This window comes from Roseibium aggregatum (assembly GCF_017309185.1).
GTDB classification, from domain to species: Bacteria; Pseudomonadota; Alphaproteobacteria; order Rhizobiales; family Stappiaceae; genus Roseibium; species Roseibium aggregatum_B.
The window spans coordinates 246,353-267,373 of record NZ_JAEKJZ010000006.1; the positions used below are offsets into that span (position 1 = coordinate 246,353).

General features: G+C 61.5%; 16 protein-coding genes. 9 read left to right on the plus strand and 7 right to left on the minus strand.

What is annotated here, in order from left to right; all coding sequences use genetic code 11:
* The first annotated feature begins 283 nt into the window (after positions 1-283).
* Both JF539_RS23045 and JF539_RS23050 read left to right on the plus strand, forming a co-directional pair.
* Positions 284-2,437, plus strand: a complete 2,154-nt coding sequence (locus tag JF539_RS23045) for a TonB-dependent siderophore receptor (protein WP_207143099.1) — start codon at positions 284-286, stop codon at positions 2,435-2,437.
* A 129-nt stretch (positions 2,438-2,566) separates the two neighbouring features.
* The gene (locus tag JF539_RS23050) at positions 2,567-4,243 is read left to right on the plus strand and encodes an alpha/beta hydrolase-fold protein (protein WP_207143100.1); all 1,677 of its coding nucleotides are present in this window, start codon (positions 2,567-2,569) and stop codon (positions 4,241-4,243) included.
* Between the two features lie 30 nt (positions 4,244-4,273).
* Here the strand turns inward: JF539_RS23050 and JF539_RS23055 are convergent, their stop codons facing one another.
* The 3 genes from JF539_RS23055 to JF539_RS23065 form a co-directional block, all read right to left on the minus strand.
* Complete coding sequence (locus JF539_RS23055; protein ID WP_207143101.1) at positions 4,274-4,480, minus strand: DUF1737 domain-containing protein; 207 nt, start codon at positions 4,478-4,480, stop codon at positions 4,274-4,276.
* 12 nt (positions 4,481-4,492) lie between these two features.
* On the minus strand, positions 4,493-5,380 hold the full coding sequence (locus JF539_RS23060) for an HpcH/HpaI aldolase/citrate lyase family protein (protein WP_207143102.1): 888 nt from the start codon (positions 5,378-5,380) through the stop codon (positions 4,493-4,495).
* Between the two features lie 88 nt (positions 5,381-5,468).
* Complete coding sequence (locus JF539_RS23065; RefSeq protein ID WP_207143103.1) at positions 5,469-6,374, minus strand: DMT family transporter; 906 nt, start codon at positions 6,372-6,374, stop codon at positions 5,469-5,471.
* 151 nt (positions 6,375-6,525) lie between these two features.
* Between JF539_RS23065 and JF539_RS23070 the strand changes: the two genes are divergently transcribed.
* Positions 6,526-6,987 (plus strand): GNAT family N-acetyltransferase, encoded by a 462-nt coding sequence (locus JF539_RS23070; protein WP_207143104.1) that lies wholly within the window; start codon positions 6,526-6,528, stop codon positions 6,985-6,987.
* A 204-nt stretch (positions 6,988-7,191) separates the two neighbouring features.
* On the opposite strand, the gene JF539_RS23075 is transcribed toward JF539_RS23070, so the two are convergent.
* The gene (locus JF539_RS23075; protein ID WP_207143105.1) at positions 7,192-8,241 is read right to left on the minus strand and encodes a DUF2125 domain-containing protein; all 1,050 of its coding nucleotides are present in this window, start codon (positions 8,239-8,241) and stop codon (positions 7,192-7,194) included.
* A gap of 109 nt (positions 8,242-8,350) precedes the next feature.
* On the opposite strand from JF539_RS23075, the gene JF539_RS23080 reads away from it, so the two are divergent.
* Positions 8,351-8,872, plus strand: a complete 522-nt coding sequence (locus JF539_RS23080; protein ID WP_207143106.1) for a gamma-glutamylcyclotransferase — start codon at positions 8,351-8,353, stop codon at positions 8,870-8,872.
* A 157-nt stretch (positions 8,873-9,029) separates the two neighbouring features.
* A complete protein-coding gene (gene purH / locus JF539_RS23085; RefSeq protein ID WP_207143107.1) occupies positions 9,030-10,646 on the plus strand; it encodes a bifunctional phosphoribosylaminoimidazolecarboxamide formyltransferase/IMP cyclohydrolase in 1,617 nt (538 codons plus the stop codon).
* 27 nt (positions 10,647-10,673) lie between these two features.
* On the opposite strand, the gene JF539_RS23090 is transcribed toward purH, so the two are convergent.
* Both JF539_RS23090 and JF539_RS23095 read right to left on the minus strand, forming a co-directional pair.
* On the minus strand, positions 10,674-12,047 hold the full coding sequence (locus tag JF539_RS23090; protein WP_207143108.1) for an MFS transporter: 1,374 nt from the start codon (positions 12,045-12,047) through the stop codon (positions 10,674-10,676).
* A gap of 96 nt (positions 12,048-12,143) precedes the next feature.
* Entirely contained in the window at positions 12,144-16,955 is a 4,812-nt protein-coding gene (locus JF539_RS23095) for an NAD-glutamate dehydrogenase (protein WP_207143109.1), read from the minus strand.
* A 95-nt stretch (positions 16,956-17,050) separates the two neighbouring features.
* Between JF539_RS23095 and JF539_RS23100 the strand changes: the two genes are divergently transcribed.
* From JF539_RS23100 to JF539_RS23115, 4 genes are all read left to right on the plus strand, one after another.
* Positions 17,051-17,617 carry a peroxidase-related enzyme gene (locus tag JF539_RS23100; protein WP_207143110.1) on the plus strand — a complete coding sequence of 189 codons (567 nt, stop codon included), beginning with the start codon at positions 17,051-17,053 and terminating at the stop codon, positions 17,615-17,617.
* A gap of 83 nt (positions 17,618-17,700) precedes the next feature.
* Positions 17,701-18,651 (plus strand): N-acetyl-gamma-glutamyl-phosphate reductase, encoded by a 951-nt coding sequence (gene argC / locus JF539_RS23105; protein ID WP_207143111.1) that lies wholly within the window; start codon positions 17,701-17,703, stop codon positions 18,649-18,651.
* Positions 18,652-18,687: 36 nt separating this feature from the next.
* Positions 18,688-19,293 (plus strand): 3-isopropylmalate dehydratase small subunit, encoded by a 606-nt coding sequence (gene leuD / locus JF539_RS23110; RefSeq protein WP_207143112.1) that lies wholly within the window; start codon positions 18,688-18,690, stop codon positions 19,291-19,293.
* 283 nt (positions 19,294-19,576) lie between these two features.
* A complete protein-coding gene (locus tag JF539_RS23115; protein WP_207143113.1) occupies positions 19,577-20,449 on the plus strand; it encodes a sulfite oxidase heme-binding subunit YedZ in 873 nt (290 codons plus the stop codon).
* Between the two features lie 54 nt (positions 20,450-20,503).
* Here the strand turns inward: JF539_RS23115 and JF539_RS23120 are convergent, their stop codons facing one another.
* Positions 20,504-21,010, minus strand: coding sequence for a Crp/Fnr family transcriptional regulator (locus JF539_RS23120; protein ID WP_207143114.1), 507 nt, complete (start codon positions 21,008-21,010; stop codon positions 20,504-20,506).
* Between the last annotated feature and the right edge of the window lie 11 nt (positions 21,011-21,021).

The window sequence follows — 21,021 nt, forward strand, 5'->3', positions numbered from 1 at the left end:
CGTGCTTTCCCAGCAGCGGCTGAGGACACGAATAAGTCTGGGCGGAGGTACTATTTTGAAAAACTGTTCGCCCAACGATCTACCCGTCTCGCGATGACCCATCGTCAACTGAATTATTTGGCGCGAGCAAGAAAACCTTTGGCGCGCCGGCTGCAAAGCATCCGTAGACACTACTCCACAAGACCTTTAATTTCATGAGTGAAAAAGTCAAGATTTAAGCGTTGTGACCGGCCGCTCGCGGCCGTTTTCACTGGGCGCTCATGAATAACGGGAAGGTCCGACCATGTTTCGGGTAACGACGGCGATGACGGCTGCCTGCTTCGCGGGGTCCGCAAGTTCACTCGCCATGAGCGCCGCTTACGCTCAAGATACGATTGTCAATCTGGAAACGGTGGTCGTCAGCGCGGAAGACGATGAAAGCGCGACAGGTCCGGTCGAGGGATATATCGCGAAGGCGAGCCAGACAGGAACGAAGACAGACACGCCGCTTTCGAAGATCCCCCAGTCGGTCACCGTCGTGCCGGCGGATCAGATCGCGGATCAAGGAGCCGAAACGCTCGCCGAAACGTTCCGCTATTCCGCCGGTATCTATTCCGAGTACCGGGGCGACAGCACCGTCACCGACGAGGTGTTCATCCGCGGTTTCGAATTCGTCCCGATCTATGTGAACGGCCTCGATTACGGCACCAACCGGCTTGGCAGTATCGATCCCTATCTGCTGGAGCGGGTTGAAATCCTGCGCGGACCGTCCTCCGTGCTTTACGGACAGGCCACTCCGGGAGGCCTGGTCAATCTCGTCACCAAGAAGCCGACAGGCGAAACGAAACGCGAAGTCGAGCTTGGTGGCGGCATCGACAACGCGATCGGCCTCGGTGTCGACTTTCAGGGCACGTTCGATGAGAACAAGGTCTGGAGCTACCGGTTCGTCGGCAAGGCGGAACGCTCCGATACGGAAATCGCCGACTACATCGAGCAGTCCGTTTCAATCGCGCCGAGCCTGCGCTGGCAGCCGACAGAGGACACCTCCCTGACCCTGCTTTCGATCTATAATCACCAGCCGGACGCGGGATACAGGAACTTCCGTCCGGCGGAAGGAACGCTTTATTCGGCGCAAGCGGGCTGGATTCCGGAAGATTTCGACTTTTCGCACCCGGACGTCGAACAAAGCATCGTGACCCAGTTTCAGTTGGGCTACGAATTCGAGCACCGGTTCAACGAGGTGTTTCAGGTCCGCCAGAACGCCGCCTACAACATCATCGACACGTCCTTTTCATCGGTCCTTCACCGCCGCATCACCGGCAACACTCTCTTTGACGGCGGCAATCCGGCGACCGGAACGGCCAGCCGCCGCGACACGGACATCCATCAGTTCGTGATCGACAACCAGCTTCAATCCGATTTTCAAACCGGATCGCTCGGCCATACCCTGCTGACCGGACTGGACTACAAATTCACGTCGGAGAATTACATCTGGTCGATCGATGCCAACGCGCCGAACATTCCGGACTGGACCAACCCGACCTATCCCGCCTACACGCCCAACTGGACGGTCCGCTCCAACTATGTCACCGATGCCTCCCAGATCGGCCTTTACGCACAGGACCAGATCGAATTCGGCAACCTGAACATCAGCCTCGGCGGCCGCTACGATTGGGCGCAGGCGGAGATCGACAACGAGACGGGAACGGATTTCTCCTACTTCGACAGCGCCTTCTCCGGGCGGGCCGGTGCGATCTACAATTTCAACAACGGTATTTCGCCGTATGTGAGTTACTCGACCTCGTTTGAACCGAGCCTGGAACTCGACCACAACAACGAGCCACTGGAACCGACCACCGCGCAGCAGGTGGAAGCCGGGGTGAAATACGCGACCGCCGATGGAAACATTCAGGTCATCGCCTCGCTCTATCAGATCCATCAGCAGAACGTTCAGTCCTCTCCGGACGGCGGCACGACAATCCTCCAGACCGGCGAAATCCGCAGCCGCGGCTTCGAGGTGGAGGCCCGGGCCCAGCTGACGGAAAACCTCGCCCTGATCGGCGCCCTGGGTTATGTGGACGCCGAGATCACCAAGGATGAAGACCCGGCGAACGTCGGGCTCGTCCCCGACATGGTGCCGGATGTTACGGCGTCGCTCTGGGGCAAGTACGAATTTCTGGATGGCAGGCTGGACGGCCTCGGGCTCGGACTGGGTGTACGCTATATCGGCGAAAGCCTGGATACCACCAATACCCTCACCGTCAAATCCGCCACCTTGCTGGACGCGATGGCCAGCTACGACTTCGGTGCCGTTTCCAACCGCTTCGACGGGGTCAGCCTGCAGGTCAACGGGACCAATATTCTCGACCGCCGCTATGTCTCGGCCTGCGCCAGTTCCGCTGCCTGCTGGAACGGACAGGGCCGGACGGTCACCGCCAAGTTGAAATACACCTGGTAGACCGGCGCGATATCCGGACGAAGCCGCCTTTCTTCCTGGAAGGCGGCTTCTGCCCGTTGCGCAAGGCCTCGACCGGTACCAGCGCGACGTCTGTTTTCGACCTTTTGAACCACCACAGGGCCAGATCGCATGACCGATGGCAGGAAATTCTTCGATGTTGGAGCCCGGGACGTTCTTCGTGCCGTCCTGGTCTCTACGCTGATGTTTACGTCAATACCGGCGCAGGCCGAATCCGCGAGTGGCGCCGCCCAAACGCTTGTGCGGGGCATGACGGAGTTCGACTGGCAGGCAGAGATCAAGAAGAGCGGCGATCCGGCCGATCTGGTGCTGGATCTCGCGCCCGGAACCTATCTTTTCGCCAGGCTTGGCAAAGGACCGGAAGATCCGACCATCGATCTGATTTCTTCCGAGGGCACGTTTTTGCGACGCCTGTTCGAAGCCGATGACGAACGGCGTGCCTTCAATCTCATCGTCGAGGGTCGGGGCGACCGTATCAGGATCACGGCTTCGGACACCGGCACGCCGTCTCAGGCGCTTCACATCGAAAAGATCGTGCCGCCCGGAGCCTGGCGTGACGGGAAGGCGACAAGCGACCCGCTGATCAGTCCGCGTCTCAAGGCGCTCGCGGCGAAGCTGGAGACGCCGCAGGCCATCGACAGTTTCTGGAGCGAAATCGAAAAAAGCGGAACGCCCATGCTGGAGGAAGGACGCGACGGGAAGGCTCTGGTGACGTTTCTTTACCGGGGCGCGAAACACAACGTGCGTATCTTCGGGTCCCCGTCTGCCGATCACGACTTCATGTACCGGCTCGCCGACAGCGATGTCTGGTACCGCTCCTACGAGCTGCCGGCGTCAACGCGTCTGGCCTATCGTCTGGCGGCGGATATCCCCGAGGTTCCGGGCACGGCTTATGAAAACAGGGTCGCCATTCTTGCGACCGCCCAGGCCGACCCGCTCAACAGACATCCCTGGCCGGAGGAGGCCGTCGATCCGTGGCGGCAAAAATCTCTTTTGGAACTGCCCGAGGCGCCCGCTCAGCCTTACGCGGTCGAAAGCCTGGAAAACGGCCCCGGGGGAACGGTGGAAAGCTTTCCCTTCAAGAGCGAGGCGCTGGGCAACAGCCGAACGGTTTCACTTTACCGTCCGGTGGATTTCGATCCGCAAGACGATGAAGCCATCCTTCTGGTAATGCTGGACGGAACGGCTTACCGGACCGACGTCGACGGGCCGGGCATTCTCGACCGGATGCAGGCGGCGGGCGTTTTACCGCAGGTGGCCGCGGTCTTCATCTCCAACCCGGATATGCGCGCCCGTTCCGCCGAATTGCCGGGCAGCGCGGACTTTGCGCGCGTTGTCGCCGAAGAGATCGTTCCATTGGCTCAGGAAAAGCTGGGAACGGCGGCCCCGGCCGCGCGCACCGTCATCGCCGGGTCGAGCTTCGGCGGACTGGCGGCGGTGCGCCTTGCCCTGGCTTATCCCGAGACCTTCGGCAACGCGCTCTCCCTGTCCGGCTCGTTCTGGTGGCACCCCAGGGGAACGCCTGAACGCGACCAGGAGTTCACCGCCCGTCAGGTTTCTTCTATGGACCGTCAGCCCGTCCGGCTGTTCCTGACGGCCGGGCTGTTCGAGGTCTCGCGGGAAGGCTATGGCGGCATTCTGACCACCAATCGCCATTTGCGCACCGTTCTGGAAGCGAAGGGCTATGACGTTACCCTGCGCGAATACGCCGCCTCGCACGGATACATCTACTGGCGCGGCGCCCTGAGCGATGGGTTGATAGGCCTGTTCGGCAACAAGGGCGACTGACCGGAAGCGTTTCAGCGCCGGTCTTTCGCGTCAGTAGTCGCCGAGCTTCATGTCGGGCGAATACTCCTCGCCCTCGACTTCCTTGGTGACCGCCTGACCGCACATGGTCGCGCCACGCGTGGCGTCGTAGGTCATGGAGGGCGAGCCGGCGAGCTCCCAACCCTTGTTGAGCGCCTGGGTCACGCGGTGACAGAACTGGCTGTCGTCGACGCCCGTTATGAAGCGGTAAAGTTTCATGATGTCTTGTTCCTAGGATGCGCGCGCCGCGATGGCGTCGGCAATGGCGATGACCCGTTTTCCCATCTCCGCGTGGAGCCGCTCGACCATCTTGCCATCCACCTGGATCGCGCCCTTGCCGGCATTTTCCGGCTGGTCGAAAGTCTCGTTGATCTTGCGGGCCCAGGCGATTTCCTCCTCCGAGGGACTGAAGGCCGCATGGCAGGGTTCGATCTGTTTCGGATGGATCAGCGTTTTGCCGTCCATGCCCATCTCGACGCCCTGCGCGCATTCGGCGGCAAAGCCCTCTTCGTCCTGGAACGCGTTATAGACCCCGTCCAGAATATCGATGCCGCCCGCGCGCGCCGCCGCGACACAGGTCATCAGCCAGGGCGTCATGGCGACGCGACCCGGGGACAGGCGCGCGCGCGTTTCCTTGGCAAGATCGTTGGTGCCCATGACAAAGCAGGTGAGACGCACGTTGGCGTCCTTGCCGCAGGCGCCGATGGCGCCCGCGTTCAGCATCGCCTGAGGCGTTTCCATCATCGCCCAGAGCGACAGGTTTTTCGGCGCTCCGTAGACCGACAACATGTGGGCGATCCGCTGCAAGTCCGCCGGTGAATTCACCTTGGGCACCAGGATGGCATCCGGTGCGGCCTTGATGGCCGCTCTCAGATCATCCTCGCCCCACGGCGTTTCCAGGCCGTTGATCCGGATCACCACTTCGCGGTTGCCGTAGCCGCCCGCCGTCACGGCGTCGACGATCTGGTTGCGGGCAAGATCCTTGACTTCGGGCGCGACCGCATCCTCCAGGTCGAGCAGCAGACAATCGACATCCAGCGTCCTGGCCTTTTCCAGGGCGCGGGCGTTGGAACCCGGCATGTAGAGCGCGGAGCGGCGGGGTCTGATCGGTAAGGTCATGTGCTGATCCTGTGATGCCTGAATGGATTTGGCGGTACCCTAGTGGATCGGACCGGCAAGGGAAATGCGCCGAAGGGGGAAGACGGCCTCAGACCGTTTTCTGCGGGTTTTCGGCGGATTTGCCTTTAAACAGCATGTCCTTGGCCGCGATTACCGCGCCTAGCGTGATCGCCAGGCAGGCAATGCCGACGGCAAGCGTCAGCGCGCCGAAACCGAAGGCGATCAGCAGCAGCGTGGACAGAAGCGGCGCGGAATAGGCGGCCGCGCCCAGAACCTGAATGTCGCCGCGTTTCACCCCGATGTCCCAGGTGAAGAAGGCGAGACCCACGGGAAAGAGCGCGAGTGCCAGGAGGGAGGCCCATTCCACGGTTCCGGCCGGCCACACGGTTTCTTCCAGAAAAACATGGCACAGCGCGGACAGAAGCGCCGTCATCAGGCAGAACCCGGCGACCGCCTCCGTCGGCACGGCGCCGAGCCGGCGCGACAGAACCGAATAACTCGACCAGAACAGGGAGGAGGTCACGGCTGCGGCATATCCCAGCGCGTTGGCGCCGGAGAAGTCCACCCCTTCACCGCCTGAAATCAGCAGTGCCGCACCGGCGAGACCCAGAACCGTTCCCGCGATGTGATGAAGCCGCAAGTGTTCGCCAGGCAGGAAAGCGGAAAACAGGACGATCAGAAGCGGCCAGGTGTAGTTGATCAGATTGGCTTCGACCGGCGGTGCATTGCGGATGGCGGTGAAATAGAAAAAGTGAAAGCCGAACAGGCCGAAGGTGCCGAACGCCCAGACCTTGAGCGGTTGGCGCAGCAGGGCGAGCTTTCCGGAGACGGCAAGCCAGATCAACGCGAGAAAACCGGAGGTCCCGAAACACAGCGCATTGAGCAGGAAGGGCGGAACGTCTCCGGAACCCGCGCCGAAAAGTCCGAGCGTTGCCCACATCAAAACGGCGCTCAGTCCTATGCCTGTTGCCTTGAGTTTCGACGTTGTCGCCATTGTTCGTTCCCATATCCGGTCAAGCGTCCGCTCATGGCATGAAACGCGAACCGGTAAAAGACCCGAAGTGAATTTGATTCAGGTCCTTGATCCTCGGGACGGTTTCGGGAATGGTGTGCCTCGCTTAACTCGTGTCACTTCCGGGGACTTCATGACGACAACGGAAATCAGGACCCTTGGGCCGGACGATGCCCATCAGCTTGCTCCGCTCATCGCGGAAAACGCTCAGGCGCTCAAACGCGGCGCGCCGCGGCGGCCCGACGAATATTACGCCGAGCGTATTCTGGGCGACATCACCGCACAGGTTCTCGGGGCTTTCCAGGACACGAAACTGATCGGCTTTGCCGTCTTTTTCGACCTGCCGGAGCTGATCACCGGTCTCAGAATCGGTCAGCTTGACGACATTTACGTCCATCCGGATCACCGGAATCAGGGGATCGGCCGCAAGATGATCGAAACGCTGGTGGTCGAGGGTCAAAGCCGCGGCTGGCTGCATCTGCGCTGGATCGTTCCGGGCAAGAACGCGCCCGCGGTCGCCCTTTATGAGAAGATCGCGGAGCCGGATCACCGCAAGAGCTACGTCATCCCGATCGATCGCATCGCCGGAGACTGAGGCGGCTGCCGGGCCGCAGGAGACTTTCGCCCGACTTGCCGTCCCTGCGAAGCCAGGGACCCAGTCAACACAGGTCACTCGCGGACCTGATTGACGCAGGGCTTACTGGGTCCCGGTCTTGACGCTCGCGCGACAAACCGGGACGACACATCAGAGATCCTGAGCGTCAGGCAATGAAGACGGTCTGTGACCTCAGAAAAATCCTCATGTCCCCGCCTGAAACAGCGGTGGTATCCGCAGGACCGGCAGGAATCCGATCCGGACAACGCCGTTGTCGATTGCCACGGTCAGGTCGATCGTGGGAAGGCCGTCGACCTCTCTGGCGGCGGGTTCCAGGCTCTTCACGATTCCTTCCAGGACGCTGACGGTGGAATCCTGCGGCGGCAGCAGGGGTTTCAGTGTCTTGAGCAGCGCGGTTGCGTTGCCGATGGCCAGATCCAGCTTGCCCGAGAGTGTGCCATCGCCGTTGACGACGAGGTCACCGCGCGCCGCGACGCGGCTCTGGTCCAGCATGACCTGGAACAGAACCAGTTCGACCGGAAGGGTTCCGTCATTTGCCTTAACCACGGTGGCGAGGTCCGCACCGGCGACAAGAGCGGCGCCACCGGCGATCCGGGCCTGGCTCTTGATGTCGAGCGTGTCGCGAAGCTCCGGAACCGACTGCAGCGCGAGGGCGTCGAGGGACAGGTAGCCTTCCAGCGCACCGGGCCGGTCCGGCATCTGACGGAGATGAAACTCCGCCTTGTCCGCGGATATCAGACCGCCCAGGAGCGGGTTCTCAAAGGTGGCTTCCGGGTTCCGGACGACCGCGTCCATCGCCCCGAGAGAGGCCTGGGAAAATTTCATGCTTGCCCGGGCCGTGTCCCAGGTCAGGTCGCCGCTCAAGCCGCTGAGCGGCACGCTGACGGCCGCCGGAGACCGGGCTTCGAAAATCACATGCCAGGGATTGTAAACCAGCGCGACCGCGTTCAGCGCACCGAGTGACCCTTGCGTTCCCCTTCGGTCCTCGGAGCGCATTTCTTCGCAGGCGACTTCGTAACGGAACGGATATCCGCCGATTTCAAGGCCGCTACAGGCGAGCGTCAGGCCGTTTCGCGCCATGCGCCCCATTTGCAGGTCAAGCTGATCGGCCAGAACCGAGCGGCCGTAGAACCAGGCTCCCGACCAGCCCGCGACGACGATCACAACGGCGCTCAAAAGGAGAATATAACGTCGGTTGGAGCGTTTTTGCGGTTTGGCTTCGGTTTCTGACACGGCTTCGGTACTCGTTATTTGAAATCCGCCATGGATCGGCGGCATTGAATCGGTTCGCGGAGATTGATATCTCCGCTGCCTGGACTTGGCGAAATTCCTAAAGGACGATATGAGCAATTTTTGGGTGTTTGGCTACGGCTCGTTGATGTGGAACCCCGGATTTGACCATCTGCGGGCGGAACAGGCCTTTTTACGGGGCGCGCACCGGTCGCTCTGTGTCTACTCCTGGGTCCATCGCGGCACGCAGGAACGCCCGGGTCTCGTCTTCGGGCTGGACAATGGCGGCGCTTGCCGGGGGATCGCCTACCAGGTCGCCGAGGAGATCTGGCCGCAAACGCTCGACTACCTGCGCGCGCGCGAGCAGGCCACCATGGTCTACAAGGAACATTGGCATCACATCGAACTCGACGGCGGCGACAAGGTCGAGGCCCTCGTCTACATGGTCGATCACAGCCATCCGCAATACGCGGGCGCGCTCCCGCTTGAAAAACAGCTCGATATTGTGACCGGCGCCATCGGAAAGTCGGGCGCCAACCCCGAGTACATCATCAACACGGCGGACCATCTGGAAGAAATGGGCATTCCGGACACCAATCTGGCCTGGCTGGCGGCGCGCCTGAAGGATCTCTGACAGGGCCGATTATCCGGGAACGGGTGCGGCGTCGCCTACCCGGCCTCGCTCCGCTTTCCTGGGGAGCCTACGGAATGCTGACGCCTTCCGATTTGGCTGAAGACGTGATAGGGCGACGGCAAAGTTTCACTTCAGCCCCAAATCGCGAGGCAAAGTCATGGCCATTGTGTCCAAAGCCGTACCCGTTCCCGAATTCGTTCCCGTCAAACGCGCGCTTCTTTCGGTCTTCGACAAGAACGGACTTGTCGCGTTCGCAAAGGCGCTTTCGGAGCGTGGCGTGGAGCTGGTCTCCACCGGCGGGTCCTACAAGGCCTTGAAGGACGCCGGGTTGCCTGTTCTGGATATTTCCGAGGTCACCGGGTTTCCGGAGATCATGGACGGCCGGGTGAAGACGCTTCACCCGATGGTGCATGGCGGCCTGCTGGCCATCCGGGACGACGCGGACCATCAGGCGGCCATGAGTTCGCACGGGATAACCGGCATCGATCTCTTCTGCGGCAATCTCTACCCGTTCGAGGACGTGGTCGCTTCGGGTGCCGATTACGCGACGGGGATCGAGAATATCGATATCGGCGGGCCGGCCATGACCCGCGCGGCGGCCAAGAACCATGCCTATGTCACGGTCGTCACCGACCCCGCGGACTATGACACGGTGATTTCCGAACTCGACGCCAATGGCGGCCGGTCGCCGCTTGCCCTGCGCAAGAAGCTTGCACTGAAGGCGTTCGCGCGCACCGCCGCCTATGACGCGGCCGTTTCCAACTGGATGGCGGATCAACTCGACGAGGCCACCCCGGCCCACCGGGCCGTCGGCGGCGCACTCGCGGAAGTCATGCGCTACGGCGAGAACCCGCATCAGACCGCCGGTTTCTACAAGACCGGCGAGAAACGTCCGGGCGTCGCGACCGCGCGCCAGCTGCAGGGCAAGACGCTTTCCTACAACAATATCAACGACACGGACGCGGCGTTCGAGCTGGTCAGCGAATTCGATCCCGGGCGCACGAGCGCGGTCGCCATCATCAAACACGCCAATCCCTGTGGCGTCGCGGAAGGCGCAACCCTGAAGGATGCCTACGAGAAGGCCCTGCGCTGCGATCCGGTTTCGGCCTTCGGCGGCATCGTCGCCCTGAACAAGGTGCTGGATGCGGCGGCGGCGGAAGAGATCGTCAAGATTTTCACCGAGGTTATCATCGCGCCGGACGCGGACGAAGAGGCACGCGAAATCATCGCCGCGAAGAAGAACCTGCGCCTGCTCGTTACCGGCGGGCTCGCCGATGCGCGCGCCAAGGGCCTGTTCGTCAAGTCCGTCGCCGGCGGGCTGCTGGTTCAGTCGCGGGACAACGGCGTCGTCGACGACCTGGATCTGAAAGTGGTGACCAAACGCGCGCCGAGCGAACAGGAACTGGCCGATCTGAAATTCGCCTTCCGGGTCGCCAAGCATGTGAAATCGAACGCCATCGTTTATGCCCGGGACGGGGCGACCGTCGGTGTCGGCGCCGGTCAGATGAGCCGGGTGGATTCGGCCCGGATCGCCGCCCGCAAGGCGCTTGATGCCACGGAAGCGGCCGGATTGAGCGAGCCGCTCACGAAGGGCTGCGTTGTGGCGTCCGATGCCTTCTTCCCCTTCGCCGACGGTCTCCTCTCTGCCGCGGAAGCCGGTGCGACGGCGGTCATTCAGCCGGGTGGCTCCATGCGTGACGATGAAGTCATCGCGGCCGCGGACGAGGCGGGTCTGGCCATGGTGATGACCGGAATGCGGCATTTCCGGCACTGATCGGATCATCGTGCAAGAACTGAAAAATCAACGCGCCGGTGTCCAACCGGCGCGTTTTTCGTCGACGGCCAGGAGCAGAAAAAGCCCGGCGGCGAAGAACACCAGTATGACCGACATTCCGGCCGGCTGGCTGTTGAAAAGCGCGGTCACGACACCGACGGCAAGGGGGGCCATGAAGCTGGTGACCTTGCCCGAAAGCGCCAGTAATCCGAAATACTGCGCCGTGCGGTCTCGGGGCGCCAGGCGGATCAGAAGACTGCGGCAGGAAGCCTGCAGAGGTCCTGACACGGCCCCTATGACGGCGCCAAGGGCAATGAAGACCTGTTCCGGCAGAGAGGCGAACAGGGCGCCGGCCGGCGCGGGTTTCGTTTCGATCACGAAAAACACCGTGGTCCTGTCGATGGAAATCATCCCCAGTCCGCAAATCATCAGAATCACGAGCGCGAAGACAATCACCGGCTTGGCGCCGAAACGGTCGTCCATGGGGCCGCCGACGATCAGGCCGAGCGTGCCGGTGATCGTGAGGATGATGCCGAAAGTTCCGATTTCGATCGAACTCCAGCCGAGCTGCCCCGCGGAATAAATTCCGCCGAAGGCGAACAGGGCCACCAGTCCGTCCTTGAAAATCATGTTGGCGAGCAGGAACCGGAAGATATTCCGGTTCGCCCGCGCCTGAGACAGGCTTTCACCCAGATCCTTCAGGCCCTTGCGGATCGCGGGAGCGAGTTTGGCCTTGCCCGGACTGTCGGGAACAAACAGAAACAGCGGCAGTACGAAAACGACATACCAAAGGACGGAGAACGGTCCGACGGCCCGGTCCCCTTCCAGTGTGGCGGCGTCGAGTCCCAGCGCGGGTTTAAAGCCAAGCAGCGTCTTGCCCGTCTCCGGATCGGCGGCGAAAAAGCCCAGGGCGATCACCAGCGTGACCAGGCCGCTGGCGTAGCCCATGGCCCAACCGAAACTGGACAGGCGCCCGACCCGTTCGGGCGGTACCAGATCGGGCATCATGGCGTTGTTGAAAACGGTCGCGATTTCAATTGAGAGCGTTCCCACCGCGAAGGCAATCAGGGCGATGGCGACACCGTCCGGGTTGCCGGGGGCCGCGTACCAAAGCACCCAGCAACAGATTGCGAAAGGGATGGAGAACACGAAAATCCACCGCTTCCGCCGGCCGGTCGCATCGGTCACCGATCCGAGCACAGGCGCGAGCAGCGCGATGCCAAGTCCCGCGGCGGCTGTCGCGTATCCCCAGTAAGCCTGTCCGATTTCCGGCGTCGGGGCCAGCCTGGAGGCGAAGTAAGGTGCAAAGACAAAGGTGGTGATCAGCGTGAAAAAGGGTTGTGCCGCCCAATCGAAGAGAGCCCAGGAGAGCACGGCCCGCCGGTCGGTCGGATGAGTCATCGTCAATGAGCCTCGCTGTCAATCCCAACGCGGAAAACGGAAAAGGGCCGACAGCGCGACCGCCGGCCCTTTTGCGGTTCTACCATGGATGCGGGGTCAGTTGGTGACGCAAATTTCCCCGAGCAGACCGGCGGCGACGGAAAACTTGGAGACGGTTATGCCGCCGTCGAAAATCTCGGTGACCGTACGCCACCTGTTGTCGACTTCGGTCTGATGTTCGCCGAGCCAGGTCGTGAAACTGCCGGCCCCGATGGCGTCGATCGCGAGGGCGCGATGGGCGGAGAACAGCGTCGCGCGGGCCCTGTCGAGCGCAAGTCCGTCGTAATACTCGTTCACCACCAGATCGTTGGCGAGTTCGTGCATCCGGCCGATCTGGAAATAATGGGCGACCTCGTAATAAGCCTTTGCCGCCGTCTCCAGGTCCGCGCCCGTGACCTCCGAAACAATGACGATGTCCGGAATGGCCTGCTCGGCGATGAGCCCGGCAAGCCGTTTCGCAAGCGCTTCCGGGACGCCCTGGGCGACATAGGCTTCTGCCCTTTTGTTCAGTTCCGCGGCAGGTTCTTCCGGAAGAAGGGTTTCCAGCCGGCCCCGCAGGCTTGCGACGCCGGTGCGGAACCGTTCAACAACCGCCGAAAGCCCATTGTCGAAGGAGACATTGCGTTTGAACCAGATGACCCGTTCCACGAGCAACGACTGCACTTCCGAGTAGAGCTCAAGCTGCAAGGTGCCGTCGATCTTGGTGTCCAGCTCGTCGATTTCGGTGTTGAGTTCGGTCAGATCGAAGCTGTTTCTGACGGCGACGAAGCCTTGAGCGATCTCCGTGGTCGTCGCTCCGGTCTGATCCTTCAGGCGGATGACGAAGGTCGGTCCGCCCCGGTTGACCATGGAATTGGCCAGCATGGTGGCGATGATCTCGCGGCGCAGCCGATGCCCCTTGATCTCGTCGTGGTAGGTTTCCGCCATCTGATCCGGGAAATACCGGAACAACTCGCGCGCCAGATAGTCGTCGTCCGGAACGGAGCTTTCCAGAATATCGTCGAAGAGCGGGATCTTGGCATAGGCCAGCAGAACACCGAGTTCGGCGCGGGTCAGATGCTGTCCGGCCTTGCGCATCTCGTCGAGCGTGGCCTCGTCGGGGAGCTGTTCGACTGTCCGGTCGAGAAGGTCCGCCTGTTCGAGCTGACGCATCATGCGCACCTGGAAACCGAAATCCTCGAGGCCCTGCAGCTGGGTCATGGAGATCGCCAGCGTCTGGAGGTAGTTGTTTCTCAGGACCAGATCGGCAACCTCGTCCGTCATCGCCGCAAGCAGTTCGTTGCGCTGTTCGATCGTCAGTTTTCCGGCCTTTACGGCCGCGCCAAGCGCGATCTTGATGTTGACCTCCATGTCGGAGGAATTCACGCCGGCGGAATTGTCGATCGCATCGGAGTTGCAGCGGCCGCCGTTCTTGTTGAACTCGATCCGGGCCAGCTGAGTGAGGCCGAGGTTCGCGCCTTCGCCAACCACCTTGGCGCCGACATTTGCCGCGGTGATCCTGATCGGATCGTTTGCGCGGTCGCCGGCGTCCGCGTCGGTCTCGTTGGAGGCGCGGATATAGGTGCCGATCCCGCCGAACCAGAGCAGGTCGACGTTCATCTTCAAGATCGCGGTCATGACCTCCTGAGGCGTGGCATTCGATCGCTCGAGTCCCAGGAGCGCCTGGATCTCCGGAGAGAGCGGAATCGATTTGAGCTGCCGGGAGTAGATCCCGCCGCCCTTGGAGATCAGTTCGGCGTTGTAGTCCTTCCAGGAAGACCGCCCCATGTCGAACAGCCGCTTGCGCTCGTCCCATGTAACGGCGGGATCCGGGTCCGGATCGATGAAGATATCGCGGTGGTCGAAGGCGGCCACAAGCCGCGTGGTCTTGGACAGGAGCATGCCGTTGCCGAACACGTCGCCGGACATGTCGCCGACGCCGGCGGCTGTAAACGGTTCGCTCTGGATGTCCCGGTTCATTTCACGGAAGTGGCGCTTGACCGCTTCCCAGGCGCCGCGGGCGGTGATGCCCATCTTCTTGTGATCGTAGCCGGCCGACCCGCCCGAGGCGAAGGCGTCGCCAAGCCAGAAACGGCGGCCTTCGGAAATGCCGTTGGCGGTGTCGGAGAAGGTGGCCGTCCCCTTGTCGGCGGCGACGACGAGATAGGGATCGTCGCCGTCGTACCGCTTGACCCGGTCCGGCGGCACAACCGTGTCCTCATCGAGGTTGTCGGTCACGTCAAGCAGTGCGTTGATGAAGACCTTGTAGCTTTCCGTGCCTTCCTTGAACCAGGCCTCGCGGTCGCTCATCGGCGGAAGTTTCTTGGGAACGAAGCCGCCCTTCGCGCCGACCGGCACGATCACCGCGTTCTTGACCTGTTGCGCCTTGACGAGGCCGAGCACCTCGGTGCGGAAGTCCTGGGGCCGGTCGGACCAGCGCAGGCCGCCGCGCGCCACCAGGCCGAAACGCAGATGAACGCCTTCGACCCTCGGGCTGTAGACCGAGATTTCCCTGAACGGACGGGGCTGCGGCAGATCGTCGATCTGGCGGCTGTCGATCTTGAAGGCGAAGGTCCGGACCGGTTGGCCGTTTTTGTCGAGCTGGTAGAAGTTGGTGCGAAGGATCGATTCGATGACGTTTTGAAACCGGCGCAGGATGCGGTCGTCGTCGAGACTGGAGACGTCCTCCAGATCGGCAATGAGTTCGCTCTCCAGCCGTTCGGTGCCGAGATCCCGGTCCTTGTCCGTGACATCCGGGTTGAAGCGCAGGTGAAACAGTTCGACCAGCTTCGCGGTGATGGCGGGATAGTTGTTCAGGGTCGACCACATGTAGTCTTCGGAAAAGCGGATTCCGGCCTGGCGCAGGTATTTCGAGAGCGCCCGGATGACCGCGACATCGCGCCAGGCAAGGTCTGCCGTCAGGACAAGGCGGTTGTAGCCGTCGTCCTCCGCCTGTTCAGCCCAGACCGCCATGAACATGCTCTCCAGACGGGTCTGCAATTCGTCGGTGAACTCCAGATCCTCGCCGGCACGGGCTTCCAGGGTCATTTCATGAAGATAGGCAAGCGGGCGGTCGGCGGGCGTGACCCGGTAGGTCCGCTCGTTGATGACCCGGAAGCCCATGTTTTCCAGCAAGGGCACGCGTGCCGAAAGAGGGATCGGCGAACCGCTGTGATAGACCTTCAGAGACAGGCGATCCTTTCTGGAGTCCTGGGGGCGATGGAAGGTGATGGTCGTGTCCTGGAGATTGTTGAGGGTCTCCAGCTTGACGATGTCGAACAGCGCGGACTGGGCGTTGTAGACTTCCTTGTAACCCCCGTGGAACGACAGGGCGTAGCGGTCGGCCAGCAGGCGGGCTTCGGCGGGCGGAAATTTGTTCTGCAGGGCGTCGCGGACACTGTCGGCCCAGGTCCGGACCATGTCCGCCACGGCCGCTTCCAGTTCCTCCTGCTCCGTTTTCGGCGTTTCGCCCTTGTCCCGCCCGATGATGTAATGGACGCGCGCCAGCGGACCTTCCAGATAGGTGACGTACCATGCGGAGACCCGGCCTTCATAAATGGAGGCCAGATAGGTGCCCACATTGAGCCGCACCTCGGTCGTGTACCGGTCCCGCGGAATGAAGACGAGAATGGAGACGTATCGGTCGAACTTGTCCAAACGGGACAGAACACGGATGCGCGGGCGCTCGTCCAGTTGAAGGATCGCGATGGCGTAGTCATAGAGCCGTTCATGGTCAATCTGGAACAGCTCGTCCCGGGGGAAGGCCTCGAGCACGTTTTTCAGGGCGCGGCCGGAATGGCTTTCGGAGCCGTAACCTGCGCGAGCCAGAACGCTGGAGACCTTGCGGCGCAGGAACGGGATCGTGCTTGTCGGCTCGGTATAGGCGGTGGAGGCGAACAGGCCGACAATCCGCAATTCGCCCACCATGTTGCCGTCGTCATCGTAAAGCTTGGCGCCGACATAATCCATGTGGACCCGGCGGTGCACGATGCTCTTGACGTTGGCCTTGGCAATGATCAGCGGTTCCGGTTTCTTCAGGAACTCCCGGATTTCCGGCGTGATCTGGACAAATTCGGTGCCGCGCCTGAGCACCCGGACGTCCGGGTCGGTGAGCAGGCCGAGGCCGGTGCCCTCATGGGGCCGCAACTCGCCCTCCTCAACCCCGCCGTCGAACTTGTATTCGCGCATGCCGAGGAAGATGAAATTGTCCTTTTCCATCCATTCCAGGAAGTGGATGGCTTCCCAGAGTTCGTCGCTGCTGCCGGCGATCTGCGTGGTCTTGTAGATGTCGATCGCTTCGCCCAGGCGCTCCTGCATCGGCTTGAAATCGTTCACCACCTGACGAACGGAGTTCAAAATCGTGTCGAGACGCGCCTTGAGATCCTCGCGGGCGTCCTCGGTATCGATGCGGGTGATGTGAATGTGGATCAGGCTTTCCTGCCTGTCCGAGCGCTTCGCCTGTTTCTTGCGGGCCGCCGCGGAAAGGAGATTGCCCTGTTCGTCCCGCTCGACGATGAAGATCGGGTGCAGGACAAGATGCACGTCGAGCTTGCTCTCCTGCAGTTCGTCCATCACCGACTCGACGAGGAACGGCATGTTGTCATTGACGATCTCAATGACGGTCAGGCCTCCAGCCTTGTGGCCGTCCGCCTTGAACGTGGGCTCGGCTATGGAGACCCGGTGCGTTCCAAGCTCATGGTTCTGAAAATCCTGCCAGGCATCCCGGGCGAAGCCGATCAACTCTTCGGTCGTGTAGGTGACGATATCCTCGGAGGCGCTCCACTCGTAGAAAGCGCGGGCGAAGTCAGCGACCGCGGGATCTTTCTGTACCAGGTCTGCGTGGACCGCGTCGATGAGTTTGCGTTTCTCGACGTCGTGTTTGTCCGGCATTTTCATCCCCTTAAGCGATCTTCTGTTGTGGCTCAGTCGCGTGATAGTGTTGTTTATTGCGGAAACATAAAAATTTTCATGACGGGAGGAATAAATTGTCAAGCAAAGTCACAGCCCTGGATCTGGAAAGCGGCGAAAATCTCGGCGACAAGACACAGGCCTATTTCGATCTGTGCGAGGAAAAGCTGGGTCTGGTGCCGAATGTGCTCAAAGCCTATGCCTTCGATGAGGTGAAGCTGCGTGCCTTCACGGACATGTATAACGATCTCATGCTTGGCGAGAGCGGGCTCTCGAAGCTTGAAAGAGAGATGATTGCCGTAGCGGTTTCGTCCGTCAATCACTGTTTTTACTGTCTGACGGCACATGGCGCTGCCGTCAGGGAGCTTTCCGGAGATCCGGCGCTCGGCGAACTGATGGTGATGAACTACAGGGTCGCCGATCTCGACGAACGCCGTCGCGCGATGCTGGACTTTTCCGTCAAACTGACCGAACGGCCCGCGGAGATCCTGGAAAGCGACCGGCAGGCCTTGCGCGATGCCGGCTTTTCGGACCGCGATATCTGGGACATCGCCTCGGTTGCGGCCTTCTTCAACATGTCCAACCGGGTCGCGGCGGCGACCGACATGCGCCCGAATGATGAGTATCACTCAAGGGCGCGTTGAAATCACTCGGCTTGTCGCGGCGGTGACAAGCCGAACGTTTGGGTGTATGACGCTGTCGATTTTGTTGAGGAGAGGAGCGGGCAATGGTGGCGCGCGTGTTCATCGATGGTGAAGCCGGGACGACGGGTCTGCAGATCCGCGAGCGCCTTGCCATGCGTGCCGACCTGGAGCTGATCTCCATTCCGGAGGAAAGCCGGAAAGACCCGGGAGCGCGGGCCGAGTATCTGAACGCCGCCGACATCGCCATCCTGTGCCTACCCGACGCGGCGGCGAAGGAAAGCGTGGCGCTGATCGAAAACGACACGACGCGGGTGATCGACGCCTCCAGCGCCCACCGGGTCGCGGAAGGCTGGGACTACGGTTTCGCCGAAATGAACACGGACCAGGGCGACATCATCGCGGCCTCCATGCGCGTCACCAATCCGGGCTGCTGGCCGCAAGGCCTGATCGCGGCCGTGCGTCCGCTTGTCGCCGCGGATCTTCTGCCGGCGGACTTCGCGCTGAATTTTCACGGAATTTCCGGTTACTCCGGCGGCGGCAAGAGCATGATCGCCGACTACGAAAGCCATGGCAACGGCGCCAATATGTTCGCGCCCTACGCGCTTGGCTTCAATCACAAGCACTTGCCGGAAATGACGGAATACGCTCTGATCGACAAGGCGCCGCTGTTCACGCCTTCGGTCGGAAATTTCTACAAGGGCATGCTGACGGTGGTGCCTCTCAACCTGTCCGGTCTCGCCAGGGTGCCGGCCGGAAGCGAGATACATGCCGCGCTCGCGGACCACTATGCCTCCGTTTCCGGGGGATTCGTGGAGGTCGCGCCGCTTGAAGGTCTCAAGCGGTCCGACAGTCTCGATCCGCAGGTGCTGAACGAGACCAACCGTCTGCGTCTTCACGTTTTCGCCAACGATGCGCGCGCGCAAGCCGCGATCCTCGCGATCTACGACAATCTGGGCAAGGGTGCATCCGGCGCCGCAGTCCAAAACCTCAATCTGATGCTCGGTGTCGATCAGACCACAAGCCTTACGGCTTGAGGTGACCGGCCGGAGCAAATCTTTCGGGAGAGAAAAATGGATAAATTCACCACACTGACCGGTGTCGCGGCGCCCATGCCGATCGTGAACATCGATACGGACATGATCATTCCGAAGCAGTTCCTGAAGACCATCAAGCGGACCGGGCTCGGTTCTGCCCTGTTTCACGAAATGCGCACCAATGACGACGGGTCGGAAAACGCGGATTTCGTGTTGAACAAACCGGCCTACCGGAACGCGAAGATCCTGATCGCCGGCGATAACTTCGGCTGCGGTTCGTCGCGCGAACACGCCCCCTGGGCCTTGCAGGATTTCGGCATTCGCTGCGTTATTTCGACGTCCTTCGCCGACATTTTCTACAACAACTGCTTCAAGAACGGCATCCTGCCGATCAAGGTGTCCGAGGAGGAACTGGAAACCCTGCTCAGCGCCGCCGAACGCGGTTCCAACTTCACCCTGACCGTCGACCTCGAAAACCAGAAGATCGAGGGCCTGGAAGACGGCGAGATCGTCTTCGAGATCGATCCGTTCCGCAAGCAATGCCTGATCGAAGGCCTCGACGACATCGGCCTGACCATGGCCAAGAACGAGCAGATCGACACCTTCGAGGGCAAGATGAGCGAGAGCCGCCCCTGGGTATAAACGGTTTTCGCGGGTCCGATAGTGCCGCCTTTGTCATCCCTGCGAAGGCAGGGATCCAGTAATCTTTCGTTTTAATTGTATTTTCCGGTCGCTTGCGACACGGGGTACTGGGTCCCGGCCTTGCCGCTTCGCGTCAAGCCGGGATGACAACCGAGATGTTTACGCCATTCGGCGCAAAGGTGCCTCGAGGCGCTCGGTCGGCCCGTCAAAACCTACCCCGTTTTCACACAGGCTTGAAGAGCCGTGCAGTGAAAACCCGGGTGAGGTAGGCTACCTCCCCAAGATGACCATCAGTTTCCTATCGCGGCACGCCCCCTGGACCGACCGGCGCGGACACCTTTCGTGGTTGCGGCTCTGCGTCTTTGTGTTGGTGCTTTTTCCGGGCGCTAGAATTTTCTACGACCTCCTGCTGGGCCCGGTTTTTCCCGAGCCCTATGAGCAGGCGCTGCACCAGAGCGGAACCTGGGCGGTACGGTTTCTGCTGCTTACGCTGGCGGTAACGCCGGCGCGCCGGATTTTCGGTTGGAACCGGATCCTCGGCGTCCGGCGCATGCTCGGTGTCTCGGTTCTTGGTTACGCGCTTCTCCATCTCGGGCTTTATGCCGCGCAGGAGAACTGGAACCTTGCCAAGGTCGGCATCGAGATGTTCACGCGGTTCTATCTCGTCATCGGACTGGTGGCGCTGACAGGGCTTGTGGCGCTGGGCGCGACGTCCTTCGACAGCACCATCCGCCGCCTCGGCCGCAATTGGGGCAGGCTGCATATGCTTGTCTATCCGATTGCCGTTCTGGCGCTTTATCACTTCTTTCTGCAATCGAAATCCGATGTGACCCAGGCAACCCTGATGGCGGGCCTGTTCCTGCTCCTGATGATCTACCGGGGAATGGCGAAGGCGGGTTTTTCCCTGTCCAATCCGCTGGTGCTGGCGGCAAGTGCCGCCCTGGCCGCGGCGGCCACTGCGGCGGTCGAATACGCCTGGTACGCTCTGGCGACCGGCATTCCCGCCGACCGGGTTTTCTGGGCGAATTTCAATGTGGCGATCGCGCTTCGTCCCACGGTCTGGGTCGGGATTGCCGGGCTGGCCGTTTGCGCCGCGGCGTGCGTTCAAACGGCCGGAAAGGTTGCCGGGCGACGGCTGCAACTGAAAAAGGCGTGAGAAGCTCTCTTGGTCCGGAATGACGGATATCTGAGTTTTTAGCCGCCGATGGCCTCAACCCTTCTTGCTGTCGTCCTTCACGCGTCTTTCCGCGTTGAGCTGCTCCAGCTCCGCCATTTTCTCGCCGATCGGGCGAAGGACCGAGATCGTCTGCCGGAACTGGCTGGCGCGCAGGTCGAACAGGCGCTGGGCGAGGTCCGGGTATTCCTGGATCATGCGTTTGAAAAGCGCACGGCGGATGCGAATGATGCGCACCGGATTGACGGCTTCCGCCCGGCAGGGCCGCCGGTTCTCCGCAAGGAGCGCGGTTTCGCCGAGGAGCGTTCCCTCGCCGACACGTTCGACTTCCCGGTAGCCGTCCTCGTCCTTGGTTTGAAGACTGACCGTGCCGCTGGTGATCACAAGCCCGCCGTCTGCGCGCTCGCCCTGCTCGAAGAGCCGCTGGCCTTCACGATAATCCATGCTTTCCGCGCTAAAGGCCAGCAGGCGAAGCTGGTCTTCGGAGAAGTCCGAAAGCATCGGTATTTGCTTGAGAATCGTAATGTCTTGGGCAAGGCTCATGCCCAAGATTT